We start from the raw sequence: 13,010 nt of genomic DNA on the forward strand, positions 1-13,010 counted from the left end.
GCAAGTCTCGGCGTACGGTGGTGACGTGACAACGACCTCAGCAGAACCCGCCATCACGTCCCGGACGGGAACCGACTTCCGGCTCGACGCCGCCGGGCAGCGCGTCTTCATCGGCCTCATGCTCGGCATGTTGGTCGCCTCGATCAGCCAGACGATCGTCTCGCCGGCCATGCCGCGCATCGTCGCCGAACTCGGTGGCATGGAGCACTACTCGTGGCTGGCCACCTCGGCGATGCTCGTCTCGGCGATCACGGTGCCGATCGTCGGCAAGCTCTCCGACCTCTACGGCCGCCGGCCGTTCTACCTCGGCGGGCTGATCGTCTTCATGGTCGGGTCGGTCCTCGCGGGCCTCTCGACGAGCTTCTGGTTCCTCGTCTTCGCCCGCGTCGTCCAGGGCGTCGGCATGGGCACGCTGATGCCGTTGTCACAGACCATCATCGGCGACATCATCCCGCCGCGGGCGCGCGGCAAGTACCAGGGACTCATGGGCGCCGTCTTCGGCGTGAGTTCGATCGTCGGACCCCTCGTGGGCGGCGCGGTCACCGACCACTGGGGATGGCGTTGGCTGTTCTACATCTCGCTGCCGGTCGGCCTCATCGCCTTCGGCGCGATCTGGAAGTTCCTCCACCTCGAGCACCAGCGCCGCGAGGCCAAGATCGACGTCGCCGGCATCCTCGTGCTCTCGGTGACGCTGCTCGCCCTGCTGCTCGCCACCTCCCTCGGCGGCACCACCTGGGCCTGGGGCTCCCCGCAGATCCTCGGCCTGTACGCCTTCGGCGTCGTGGGACTCGGCACGTTCATCGCCATCGAGACCAGGGCCGAGGAGCCGGTCATCCCGCTGCGCCTGTTCCGCAGCTCGGTCTTCACCTTCAGCAACATCGCGAGCTTCGGTGTCTCGATGCTGATGTTCGGCGCGCTCATCTACATCCCCGTCTACGCCCAGGGCGTGCTCGGCGTCGACGCCACCCAGTCGGGCCTCATCCTCATGCCGATGAGCGTGGCCATGATCGGCCTGTCGATCGTCGTCGGCATGCTCATCACCCGGTGGGGTCGCTACAAGGAGTTCACGCTGGTCGGAGTCGCGCTCATGGGCGTGGGCTACTGGCTGCTCACCCGCCTGCACCACGGCGCCGACCCCCTCGAGCTGACCGGGGCGATGGTCGTCCTCGGCGCGGGTCTCGGCATGTGCATGCAGGTGTTCACCCTCGTGGTGCAGAACGTCGTCCCCCGCGCCGACCTCGGTGTGGCCACGGCTGCCACGCAGTTCTTCCGCAACGTCGGGTCGACCATCGGCATCGCCGTGTTCGGCACGATCATGACCTCGCGCGCCGGTGCGGCCATCGCCTCGCACCTCCCGCCCGGTGCCGCGGGCCGGATGCCGGCCGAGGGGATGGACGCCGGTGCGGTCCTCGACCCCACCGTTCTCGCCCAGCTGCCGCCCGCCGTGGCCACCGCAGTCCGCCAGGGTCTGGCCGACGCGCTGCACGACGTCTTCCTCATCGGACTGCCCCTGACGGCCCTCATCTTCATCGCGACGCTGCTCGTCAAGGCCGTCCCGCTGCGGGACACCCTCGGCGGCCCCGCGCAAGAGGCCGGCCGCGAACTGCTCGACGGACTCGCCCAGTCGAACGCCGACGACGACCGTCTCGCCCTGGGCCGCGGTTCGGGCCCCACGCGCACCAAGGAGCGGCTGCTCGGCCTGCGTCTGCAGACGCTGGCCACGCGGGCCTCGAGCGAGGAGTACGCGCTGCTCCGTCGTGCGGTCACCGATCTCGGCGAGGGCGACCTCGAGCGGGGCATCGCGTTGCTCGAACGGACGGCGCGCATGCTCCTCACCGAGGACGAGCACGTCGCTGCCGAGGCCGAGCGGTATGCCTGTGAGGTGGCCAAGATCGGGTCCCGTCACGGGGGCGTGCTGTCACCTGAACTGCGCTCCGTGCTCGTCGCCGAGGCGGCCACGATCGGCGAGGCCGCCCTGCAGGGCCAGGAGCCGACCGTCGCGGACCGGTACGAGAGCGTCGACGTCGGCGAACTCGTCCACGTCGGCAACGATCTCGGCGCCGCGCTCATGGTCGACCTTCACCGCTCCCGACGCTGACCTCGATGTCGGCGCCCCCGCCGGCCTCTCTTCGACCCCGACGACCCGACCCGCCCGTGAGGGCACGGGTCGCCGGGGTCCGGTCGTGTCACGGCGCGAGAGCCGAATGCACCTCTGGCGGCGCGCCCCTCGCCGCCGCGAGGCTTAGCCTGGTGTGGTGCCCATGGAACCGCTCCTCGTGAGCCTGCTCGCCGCTACCGAGGCCGCGCCGACGGACATCCCGCTCCGGCTGCATCTGGCGGACCTCCTGCGCGCCGACGGCAAGCCGGAGGAGGCCGTGCGCCACTGCGCCGCGGCCCTGGCCATCGACCCCGGCAGCGAGAACGCGCGGCGGCTCATGCGCGATCTGCTGGGCGTTCCCGCAGGTCAGGCGCAGCAGACGGGCGCCATGCCGCCTGCCGGGGCCGACCAGGACACCGCTGCCGTCGAACGGGCCTCTGGCGAGGGCGACGAGCCGGGATCCTCGCGGACGCGACCGCAGCACGGGGCCGGGCCCGATCAGGGGACGCACGGCGCGGCAGCGGAGCCTGACCAAGGCCGTGACGCGGCCGGCGCCTCCCATGCTCCCGACGACGTGGACGACCGCGACGACCTCTGGGCCGAACGCGTCAACGTCACCCTCGCCGACATCGGCGGGATGGATGTCGCCAAGGAGCGTCTGGAGGCGGCCGTGCTCGCCCCCATGCGCAACCCCGAGTTGCGGCGGCTGTACCGCAAGAGCCGGTCGGGTGGGGTGCTTCTCTACGGTCCGCCCGGCTGCGGCAAGACCTTCCTCGCCCGCGCGACCGCCGGCGAGCTCGATGCCCGCTTCCTGGCCGTCACCTTCGCCGGCATGAGCCACGAGGAGCAGACCGACGAGATCGCCGCCGTCTTTCACGCGGCGCGCGAACAGGCTCCGGTCGTCCTCTGCCTCAACGGGATCGACCACCTGGGCGAGCGCGCCGCCACCAGGCGCGCCACCTCCGGCGCGGTCGCGGCCCTGGTCGCCGAGCTCGACCGCGGGTCCGAGGGCAACTACGGCATCACGATCATGGGGTCCACCAACGCGCCCTGGAACGTCGATCCGGTGCTGCGTCGTCCCGGCCGCCTCGAGCAGTCGCTGCTCGTGCTGCCGCCCGACCGCACGACCCGCGAGGTCGTGCTGCGCCAGCAACTCGGTGAGCACCCCGAGGTCGACGTCGCCGAGATCGCCCACCTGTCCAGCGGCTACTCCGGGTCGGACATCGCGGCGGCCGTGCGCACCGCCGAGTCACGGGTGTCGCCGGTGACGACCGACGACGTGCTCGACGCCCTGCTCGAAAGGGTGCCCTCGGCCCGGGAGTGGTTGGAGCGCGCCGCACGCGAACTCAGCGCCGACCCCGATCCGAGTTCGTTCGTGGGGCTGCGCGAATACATCACGATGGTGGCCGGCCGAACCCACTGACCCACCGTCGCGGCGGGCCGTTCCCCTCAGCTCGACCCGTCGAGTTCGGTGAGTTCCTCGTCGAGCCGGTGGGTGAAGGACCGCGCGATCTCCAGGCGCTGGGCGAGACTCGCGAGCGCCTCCTGCATCTCGGCGTGCAGGTCGCTGAGGCGGGCGCGGGCCTGCATCCGGTCGGCGTGATCGGCGTCGTCGTCGCGCAGGACGTCCAGGTCGCCGAGGACCTGACCCATGCGTTCGAGGGAGAACCCGAGCGGCTTCATCTGCATGACGCCGAGTAGGCGCTGGACGTCGAACTCCGAGTACATGCGGAACCCGCCGGTCGTGCGACCCGCAGGAGTGACGAGCCCGGACTCCTCGTAGTACCGGATGCTGCGGGAGGACAGACCGAGGCGCTCGGACACCTCGCCGATCCGCAGCCGGGGGAGGTGTCCACCTCGCGCAGCCGCGCACCCGTGAGGGCGTGCTCGGCCGGGACGACGTAGTGGTGCGGCGTCTCGCTTGCCGACGTGTCTGCCGCTGACGTGTCTCCCGGCATCTGTCCCGACTGCGTCGGGGCGTCGTTCTCGGTGGTCACAGCGTTCCTCCCGGTGTCCGGCCGATCAGTCTATGACCTCGCTGTCCAGGGCCGTGACGACGGCATGGTCCCCGGCGGCGGTTCCGGCCCCGGGAACTCGCCGGGTGGTGCGCACCTGATCGATCGCTCCGGCGGCGACCGCGCCGATGCCGTGGAGGGTCGCGGTGCCCGCGTTGTAGTAGGCCTCGTGGCCGAAGGTGGGCAGCAGCAGGGTCCTCGTGCCGTCGGGATGGGTGACGGGGCGCGCGCGGGCCGAGATCGAGCGGATACCGCGCACCTGATGGGTGGGACCGCCGAAGACGCCGAGGAGGGCGATGAGGTCGCCGGGTGCGGTCGCGGCGAACAGGGCGTCGGTCGGCACGTGCAGGTCGGCGGCGTCGCCGGTGAAGAGGCCGGGGCATCCGGTGACGACGGCCGCGTCGAAGACGTCCGTCTCCGCCAGGGCCAGGCCCACGACCGACCCGCCGTAGGAATGGCCCGAGGCGACGAGCCGTGTGCCGGGTTGCGTGGCCACCCGCAATCCGCGCGCGCACCGGACCAGCGCGGGGACGGCCTCGTGGGCGAAGCGCGCGTCCGCGGCCTCGCCCGGCAGCAGCAAGGGCACACCGCTGTCGCCCAACGGCCGGCGCACGGCGATGTCGACCGGTGCCTGGTAGCCGATCCAGTCGACGACGGCCACCGACGCCGGGTCGACGTGCCGGGAGGCCTCGGTGCGCAGGTGGGACATCCACGCCGCCTCGCGGAAGAGCCGCAGGTCGACGGTGGTCGTCGCGCCCGGGACGTGGAGGACGACGTGGTCCGCGGTGTCGAGGTCGCCCAGGACCACCGCCGCCTTGAGCGGGTAGGTGGCGGGGTCCAACAGGTAGAGGAACCTCTCCTGGTGCGGGGTGCTGATCCTCGCCAGGGCGGCGGCCGCACCGTCCCGGAGCTGCTCGAGCTGGTCGGCGGTGGACGGCATGAGCAGAGCTCGCAGCTTGAGCAGCCCCCGCAGGTCCTGGTCGTCCTGGGTGCGGCGCTTCGCAGCGGCCGGGGTGTCGGACGACATCTGCTGCTCTGCCTCCGCGGCGAGCGCGGTCCGGCGCTCGATCTCGGCCTCGAGGACCGCCATGTTCACCCGGTGGCGCACGCGATACGGCAGTCCGTCGGCCGATCCGACGAACAGTGGATCGGCGAGCATCACACCCTCGCGCTCGTCCTCGCTCAGGCCGGCCCACCAGTCGAGGACGGTCTCGGGGGTGTCGTCGCGGGGGCGAGGGGGCAGGCGGAGTCCGGCGACCGTGAGGTCGGGGGCGCGCCGGCGGGCGTTCTCGGACTCCTCGCGCAGCCCGGCCACGAGGTAGCCGGCGGTGTACAACCCGACGCGAGTGCGTTGCACGAGGATCTGATCGGCGAGGGTGTCGTGCCGGCGCGGGAGTGCCGCGTAGGCGTCGTGGGCGCGGCGGGCCTGCGCGAGCGTGGCCTCGAGTTCACCGGCGAGGCGGCCCAGGGTGTCGGCGATGCTCTCTTCCTGCATCGGCGGCCCTCCCTCACCCGCGTCGTCGTGCCCTCCAACGTAAGCCATCGCACCTGGCGGGGCTGTGACCCGCGCGTCCCGCACGGTGTGATCCGGGCCCTACGAAGTGGGTCGCCGGCAGCGTCAATCGTCCTGGTACGTGAGATCCCTCCGTCCATCATGCGGGCAACTGCGTGGCCTCGGATGAATTCTGGGGGTCGACCGGCGTGTCGACCCCGGCCGAGGGTGCAGGGGCCGCCGCTCTACGAAGTTGGACGAATGTCCATTTGGGGCAGGGGTACCCGGATGAGTGACTCGTCCTCGGGCACGTGCCGTGGCCCGGCGTGCACAGGCGCGAGGGGTCTGCGGGCGCCGACGAGGGAGGAGACCGGCGTCATCCGGACGGTTACGGTGCACTCGCCCACCGCTGCTCGCATCGTCAGGACACACCATGTCTTTCCGCCGTACCTCGTCCGTGGTCGCCGCCGGCGCGGCCGCCATGCTCACCCTCGGTCTGGCGGTGCCCGCCCAGCCGGCCCACGCGGAGCCGCGCAAGGCCGGTGCCGCCGCCAAACGCATCCTCGGCACCAGCGCCTCCAGCAACTCCTGGTACTCCGGGGCGTGGACCGGGGGATACCTCAGCGGTCAGCGCGCCGCCGACTGGGGCGCGTGGCGCGGCTCGCCCTCCGACATGGCGACGACCTACCCCGAGCGCGGCTCGTGGAACGCGATCAAGAACTCCACCTGGCACATCGAGACCTTCCGCAGCTTCCGTGGCGGCCTCATGTACGGCGTGCCCCTGCTGCCCTCGGACGGCTCGGCCTCGCTCAAGGACGTCGCCGCGGGCAAGCACGACGCGGTCTTCCGCAAGGTCGCCACCGACCTGCGCAAGAAGGGCCGCGGCAAGGCCATCGCCCGCATCGGGTGGGAGGCCAACGGGCACTGGTACCCCTGGAAGGCCACGGCGGGCAACGCCGCCGACTACCGACGCGCCTTCGCCCGGGTCGCCACCGTCATGCGCAAGGCCTCCCCGCAGATCGTCATCGACTTCGACATCAACTGCGGCTCGTCGCTGGCGGGGCAGAGCAACCGTCTGGACTCCCTCACCAAGCTGTACCCCGGTGACAAGTACGTCGACCTCATCGGCTGCGACGTCTACGACTGGCACCAGACGGGCGCGACCAACGCCTCCCAGTGGCGCTCGGCGCTGCAGCCGAAGAACGCCCCCGGCCTCGCCGACGTGGCGGCCTTCGCCCGCAAGCGCGGCAAGGGCATGTCCGTCCCCGAATGGGGTCTGGCCAAGCCCGGCGCCGGCGGCAACGGCGACAACCCGTTCTACATCACCCAGATGCGGCGGTTCTTCGAGCAGAACAGCGACGTCCTCGTCGTCGAGAGCTACTTCAACGAGCACGCCGACTACATCCAGAACTCCCTCTGGACCGAGAACCCCCAGAACCTCAAGTCGGCCGCCGTCTACCGCAAGCTCTGGTAGTCACGACCTCCCCGGTCGGGGATGAGAGACCCACGACGTGAAGAAGGGCCCGGGCGGCGAGTGCCGACCAGGCCCTTCTTCATGTCCGAGGCTGCGGGTCGCCCGCCTCGACGGGGTGTCAGGCGGCGGTGCGCCCCTGACGGCCCGCGCCACGCACCGTCTCGTAGACGTCCTCGAACTTGTCGAGGGTGGCCTCGAGGCTGTGGCGCCGCACGATCTCGCGGCTGGCCGCACCCATGCGGCGGCGCATGTCGGAGTCGGTCAGCAGCCCGGCGAGACGGTCGGACAACGCGGCGACGTCACCGGGCGGGTAGAGCCAGCCGTTGCGGCCGGGGTGGACCAGGTGCGGCAGGGCCATCGCGTCGGCGGCGACGACGGGCTTGCCCGCCGACATCGACTCCAGCGTCACCAGGCTCTGCAGCTCGGCGACTCCCGGCATGCAGAAGACGTCGCAGCGCCCGTACGCCTCGAGCAGCTCCGCCTCGGACACGAATCCGCGGAAGGTCGTGTGTTCCTCGATGCCGCGGGCCCGGACCTGGGCCTTCCACTGCTCGCGCATGGTGCCGTCGCCGACGATCTCCAGGTGGTACGGCGTGGAGCGCGGCAGCGCGGAGACGGCGTCGATCAACTCGCCGACGCGCTTCTCCTGGTCGAGGCGGCCGACGAAGAGGATGCGCGGGATGACGTTGCGCGGCGCGGCCTCGGCGGCGGCGGCATACGGGGCCGCGTCGATGCCGCAGGAGATCGGCAGGGCGCCGCTGATCTTCGCCTCGGAGTCGAGGAGCTCGGTGGCCCGCGGCGTGGGAGCCGTGACGACCTGCGCCTGGCGGAACACCCGCGCCAGGTCGCGCCAGGCCAGGCGGCAGCCCAGGCGCGCGATGCTGCCGTGGACGGGGATGGGGAGCTGGTCGGTGAGGTTCTCCGGCATGAAGTGGTTGGTGGCCACCAGCGGGATGCCGAGCTCGGCGGCGCTACGCGCGGTGTAGCGGCCGACGACGAAGTGCGCCTGCGTGTGCACCACGTCGGGACGCACCCGCTTCATGATGGCCGCCACCTCCGGCCGGGTCTGCCACGGAAGGCAGATGCGGAACTCCTCGTGGAAGGGATAGCGCACCGAGCGGACCCGGTGGACGACGACGCCGTCGCGCTCCTCGACCCCCACGGGCCCGGTGGTGGACGGCGCGGCGACGTGCACCTCGTGGCCGCGACCGACCAGCCCGATCGACAGTCGCTCGGCGAAGCGGGCCGCGCCGTTGACGTCGGTGGGGTACGTGTCACACCCGATCATGATCTTCACGGGGTGTGCTCCTCTCGTGGCTCAGGAGTCATGCGGGACTCCGAAGGGGACGGACCGGGGCGGTCCCGGGGGTCGGTGGACGGGTGGTTCTCGGGATGATGACGCGCCAGCAGGACGACCCCGATGGCGGCGACGACGGCCGAGAAGGCCATGACGGCGATGTGGGTCGGCGCGAGATGGGCGCCCTCACCGAGGAAACCGATCCCGAACAGGACCGCGACGATGGGGTCGACCACGGTCAGGCTACCCAGGACGACGGCCGGTGGGCCGTTGGCGTGGGCATGTTGGATGAGCCATCCGCCGACGGCGAACGCGGCGATGACGGCGGTGGTGTAGGCGAGGACGTGCCAGTTCATGAGGCCGCCCTGCGCGATGAGCATCGTGTCGGTGCGCAGCAGCGCCGAGGCCAGGCCGTACACGACGGCACCGGCGGAGGCCCAGGCGACGCAGCGGACCCAGCGGGGGCCGACCGACCCCAGCAGGGCCAGTACGGCGGCGATGACGCCGATCCCGACGGCGGACCACGCCACCTCGAGCGCGTCGATGCGTTCGGCGTTCTTGCCGTCGCTGGCTGCGGCGAGGACGAAGGCCAGCACGGCGAGCATGGTGACGGTGACCGCCATCATCACCGACGCCGGCGGACGCTGCCGGTGCTTGCGGGCGGCGATGAGGACGGCGAAGGGGATGGCGAGGACGCCGATCGGTTGGACGATCGAGATCGGCGCGAGCGCCAGCCCGACGGCGTGCAGGCACCCGCCGACGACGATGATGCCGACGGAGGCGAGCCACGTGGGATTGCGCAGCAGCGAGGCCATCGCGCGCCCGCCGACGACCCCCTGGATGTGGGCCCGGTCACCGGGGCCCTGTTCGGCATCGACGGCCCGGCCGACGGCGTTCGACTGCAGGGACGCCCCGATCGCGAACACGGCGGCCGCGATGGTTGCGAGCACCACGGCGAGGGCGATGTACAGGGCGGCCCCTCCTCCCATGACCGTGCCGGCCCGACCGGTCGGCAGCGTCTGCGCCGCGCCTGGCACCCGACGTCCTGACCAGTCTAAGCACGCCGGTTCGGGCGTCTCCCGCCCGAAACCCGCATGTGGGCCGCTGATCGGCCCGTCACCACGAGTCAACACGCGGCGTTCGCCGTGCGCCATGGGTGAGGACCCTGGCCGGCCCCCGATGTGCGAGGTCGCAGCGCTGCGGCAGAAGATTCCAGCGGCCGACGACGCCTGTTCACCGCGACGTCGCCGTCACGTGACCGTCCCTGCCCGCGACTCGGCGTGCCGGGCCGGGCTCTGTACCGAGGGTCGTCCGCGACGGGTCGTCCCGAGCGGGTGCACGGGGGAGCGCGTCGTTCCGGCGATGCTCACCACCGATAATGCAGACGTGGAGACGGAGGCGGCGCGCGATCGAGGCGGGGACGTCCGGTCGCAGGTCGGGCGGGCGACCCGGACGGGTTCGTCGTCGACGACGCCGGTCTCGGCACGTCCGACCTGGCCGGGTCTGCTCGGAGCCCTCGTCCTCGGGGTGTCGGCGTTGTCGCCCAGCCTCATCCCGCGCACGTGGTGGATGACCGCGTTCAACCTCGGCATCTGTCTCACCTACGGCTACGGACTGGGTCTGCTGCTGGCCTGGATGGCCCGGCTCTTCTCGCGGTGGACGGGGCTGAGCATCCGCATGCGCCCCGGAGCCGCGCGGCTGGTCGGCCGGGTCCTGCTCGTCGCGATCCTGCTGGCCGCCCTGGAGATGATCCGCCGCAGCATCGAGTTGCAGGACGACATCTCCCGGCGGATCGGCGCCGACCCGTTTCCCCTGAGCGACCATCTGCTCGGCATCGTGGCCGGGGTGGCGCTCTTCGGGGCGTTGTTCCTGGTGTTCCGGACCCTGCGCGGGATGTGGCGCCTGCTCCGGCGCATGTCGCGGCCCTTCCTGCCGGGCATCGCGTCCGCGACGACGTCGCTGATCATCATCGTGTGGCTCGTCGTGTTCGTCTCCAACGACGTGTTCTTCGCCCGTTTCGTCGAGTCCGCGACGCGTCAGGCGGCCCTGGTCAACGCCCAGTCGCCACCGGGACGCACGCCCCCACCGAGACCACCCGCTCCGGTGGTCCGGGATCTCCCGAGACGTGGGCGACCCTCGGCCGACAGGGGCAGGGTGTCGTGGCCGACGGTCCCCGCCGGGACCGGATCGAGGAGGTGACCGGCCGCCCCGCCAAGGAGCCCATCCGCGTCTACGCGGGACTGCACGAGAGCCGCGATCTGGAACGCACCGCCGAGGCCGTGGTCGACGAGCTCTACCGCACGGGCGCCTTCGACCGCTCCGTCCTCGTCGTCATGATGCCCGCGGGGGAGGGGTGGATCCCCGAGTGGCATCCCAGCTCGGTCGAGTTCCTCACCGGGGGCGACAGCGCCATCGCCTCGATGCAGTACACCTACCTGCCGAGCGCGCTCGCCTACTACACCGACAAGGAGACGGCCGGTAAGGCGGCGCGGATCCTCTTCGACAAGGTCGAGGCCGAGGTGCGCCGGCAACCCGCCGACGGGCGGCCCAAGCTCTACATCGGCGGGGAGTCCCTCGGCGCGTACGGCGGCCAGGCCGTGTTCGCCGACAAGGACGACCTGCTCGACCGCGTCGACGGCGCCGTGTGGACCGGCACCCCGCGTGAGAGCCCCCTGTGGCAGGAGCTCACCGCACAGCGCCGTGACGGCTCACCCGAGATCGCACCCGTCGTGGACGACGGCCGGCACATCCGGTTCGTCACCGAGAGGCAGAACGCCGTCAACGACTTCTACGGCCGTCCGTTCGGGATGTGGGAGGCCCCGCGGGTCGCGTTCGCGCAGAACCCGACCGATCCCATCGTGTGGTGGTCGTGGGATCTGTTGTGGAACGAGCCCGACTGGTTGCGTGAGCGCGCCAGCCGCAAGGTCACCTCGGCGATGCGGTGGGTGCCCTGGGTGACGTTCTGGCAGATCGCGAGCGACATGCCCCGCTCGGTCCGCGTGCCCGGCGGCGAGGGGCACCGCTACCAGGAGGACCTCGTGCCGCTCTGGGCCGGAGTGCTCGGCCAGGACCCCATGGCCGACTACTCGAAGATCCAACGGGCCATGCGCGAGGACTACCGGGTCTTCTGAGGACCCACCTCGCGCGATCGACGTCCTCCGCGTGGCGCGTCGTCACGGTGTCGATGTCGGTGGCGATATCGGTGCCTCTGTCGGCACCGAGCCCGAGACCGGGAGCGGCCCCCTCGCCCCACCGGCGGCGCGGGCGGCCTCGACGAGTTCGCACGGCACCAGCGGAAAGCTCGCGTGGGTGGGCAACCCGCGGCACCGGACACTGCTCTCGGCGAACACCTCGGTCGGAGAGTCCTGTCCGCCCCCCACGCCCACGGTCGGCGCGTCGCCCGGGGCAGGCGTCCCGGCCGTGCCCGGGCCACTCCAGGTCGTCCCGCCGACGGCCCGGGCGAACGCAGCCCTCAACTCGGGCGGCCAGGAGGAGGCCTCGGCGTGGGCGATCTCGTGGGTCATCGAGGCCTCGGTGTAGCCGGGGCTCTGCCCCTCGAGGACGACGATGCGGCGTTCGGCGCGACTGCTCATCGCCGAGGTCGGTCGGTCCCCGGTCGCGGCGTTCCAGTCCGGCGGGAGTTCGGAGCGGCATTCGAGGGTCCACCCGGCGGGCAGGCTCTGGCGCGCGGCCGACTCGGTGCACGCCGTGCGGGCGGTGCCGGCGACCGGTGGTGAGGCAGGCACGGGGTCGGCGCCGGCGCTACGGGCGCCGCCGACGGCCGCCGCGATCAGCAGGAACAGCAGGGTGGCCCAGGCGGCCCGGCGTGGGACCTCGGGCGGCAGGGGGCGGCGGTGACGCGACACGGGAGACCTCCGAGCGGTGAGGAGTGGGCCTGATGCCACCCTCACCCGGTTCGGGGCGCCCGCCCGTGGTCGTCCACAGACACGGCGCGAACCGCGGCGGTGCGTCGGAGGTTGGGGAAACCCGAGGAGCTCAGGGTTGGGGGAACATCGACGTCCACGGCCGGTGCAACCGGTAGCGCAGCCCCGACATCTCGGTCGGCTGGATCGCCACGACGTACTGCTTCTCCGACCGGATCCACGGCCGCAGCCGCAACTGGTCGGCCCAGCGGGCGTCCTCGGGCGGTAGTTCGGAGGCCGGACCGCGCACGATCACGCTGGAGGCCCATTCGTCGCCGATGTCGTCGATCTCGAAGGCCACCGTGCCGCCGCGCAGGACGGCCAGGAGCTTGCTGCCCTCGGCGGTGCGGAACACCAGCCGACCGGAGTCGACGGCGTAGTTGATCGGGACGATGTGCACCTCGCCGTCGAGGGAGTACGCGAGGCGTCCGAACTCCTCGCGCTGCAGCATGTCCCAGCAGTCCTCGTGCGAGAGGGAGGCGACTTCGGTGGCCATGGGGAGTCCTCGGATCCTCGGGCAGACAAGCAGGTCGCGGGGTCGCGGCCAGGCCATCTCAGCCTAGGCGAGGCCCGGCCCGGGGGAGGTTTGAACACCCCTGGGTTTCCGACCTGGGCGGATGTCCACTATGGTCGGCACGTCACCGAGGAGGGGCGGACCATCGCTTCGCCGTCCTCGACGAGACGTTCTCGGCGCCTTGTCGCCCACTCATC

10 protein-coding genes and 1 pseudogene are annotated in these 13,010 nt (G+C 71.7%); 5 read left to right on the plus strand and 6 right to left on the minus strand.

The annotated features are described in order from the left end of the window. The first annotated feature begins 25 nt into the window (after positions 1 to 25). Both QQK49_RS21020 and QQK49_RS21025 read left to right on the plus strand, forming a co-directional pair. Complete coding sequence (locus tag QQK49_RS21020; RefSeq protein ID WP_431310560.1) at positions 26 to 2,098, plus strand: MDR family MFS transporter; 2,073 nt, start codon at positions 26 to 28, stop codon at positions 2,096 to 2,098. A 163-nt stretch (positions 2,099 to 2,261) separates the two neighbouring features. Then, a complete protein-coding gene (locus QQK49_RS21025; protein ID WP_284305969.1) occupies positions 2,262 to 3,521 on the plus strand; it encodes an AAA family ATPase in 1,260 nt (419 codons plus the stop codon). 26 nt (positions 3,522 to 3,547) lie between these two features. Here the strand turns inward: QQK49_RS21025 and QQK49_RS21030 are convergent, their stop codons facing one another. Together QQK49_RS21030 and QQK49_RS21035 are read right to left on the minus strand one after the other, a co-directional pair. Then, positions 3,548 to 3,922 (minus strand): MerR family transcriptional regulator, encoded by a 375-nt coding sequence (locus QQK49_RS21030; protein WP_284305702.1) that lies wholly within the window; start codon positions 3,920 to 3,922, stop codon positions 3,548 to 3,550. 198 nt (positions 3,923 to 4,120) lie between these two features. Next, positions 4,121 to 5,608: an alpha/beta hydrolase gene (locus QQK49_RS21035; RefSeq protein WP_284305703.1), complete on the minus strand. Its 1,488-nt coding sequence runs from the start codon at positions 5,606 to 5,608 to the stop codon at positions 4,121 to 4,123. Between the two features lie 430 nt (positions 5,609 to 6,038). On the opposite strand from QQK49_RS21035, the gene QQK49_RS21040 reads away from it, so the two are divergent. Beyond that, complete coding sequence (locus QQK49_RS21040; protein ID WP_284305704.1) at positions 6,039 to 7,079, plus strand: glycoside hydrolase family 26 protein; 1,041 nt, start codon at positions 6,039 to 6,041, stop codon at positions 7,077 to 7,079. 118 nt (positions 7,080 to 7,197) lie between these two features. Here the strand turns inward: QQK49_RS21040 and QQK49_RS21045 are convergent, their stop codons facing one another. Together QQK49_RS21045 and QQK49_RS21050 are read right to left on the minus strand one after the other, a co-directional pair. Further along, the gene (locus tag QQK49_RS21045) at positions 7,198 to 8,367 is read right to left on the minus strand and encodes a glycosyltransferase (RefSeq protein ID WP_284305970.1); all 1,170 of its coding nucleotides are present in this window, start codon (positions 8,365 to 8,367) and stop codon (positions 7,198 to 7,200) included. Between the two features lie 5 nt (positions 8,368 to 8,372). Continuing rightward, positions 8,373 to 9,413, minus strand: a complete 1,041-nt coding sequence (locus QQK49_RS21050) for a DMT family protein (protein WP_284305705.1) — start codon at positions 9,411 to 9,413, stop codon at positions 8,373 to 8,375. 532 nt (positions 9,414 to 9,945) lie between these two features. On the opposite strand from QQK49_RS21050, the pseudogene QQK49_RS21055 reads away from it, so the two are divergent. Together QQK49_RS21055 and QQK49_RS21060 are read left to right on the plus strand one after the other, a co-directional pair. Continuing rightward, positions 9,946 to 10,490, plus strand: a pseudogene (locus QQK49_RS21055) (alpha/beta-hydrolase N-terminal domain-containing protein); the annotation flags it as partial. 81 nt (positions 10,491 to 10,571) lie between these two features. After that, positions 10,572 to 11,507 carry an alpha/beta-hydrolase family protein gene (locus tag QQK49_RS21060; protein ID WP_284305707.1) on the plus strand — a complete coding sequence of 312 codons (936 nt, stop codon included), beginning with the start codon at positions 10,572 to 10,574 and terminating at the stop codon, positions 11,505 to 11,507. Between the two features lie 42 nt (positions 11,508 to 11,549). Here QQK49_RS21060 and QQK49_RS21065 read toward each other — a convergent pair whose 3' ends face one another. Together QQK49_RS21065 and QQK49_RS21070 are read right to left on the minus strand one after the other, a co-directional pair. Continuing rightward, a complete protein-coding gene (locus tag QQK49_RS21065; protein WP_284305708.1) occupies positions 11,550 to 12,242 on the minus strand; it encodes a hypothetical protein in 693 nt (230 codons plus the stop codon). 130 nt (positions 12,243 to 12,372) lie between these two features. Next, positions 12,373 to 12,795 (minus strand): pyridoxamine 5'-phosphate oxidase family protein, encoded by a 423-nt coding sequence (locus QQK49_RS21070; protein WP_284305709.1) that lies wholly within the window; start codon positions 12,793 to 12,795, stop codon positions 12,373 to 12,375. Positions 12,796 to 13,010: the final 215 nt, after the last annotated feature.

The sequence above is a fragment of the Mobilicoccus caccae genome (genome assembly GCF_030161635.1).
In the GTDB taxonomy this organism is placed as follows: Bacteria; Actinomycetota; Actinomycetes; order Actinomycetales; family Dermatophilaceae; genus Mobilicoccus; species Mobilicoccus caccae.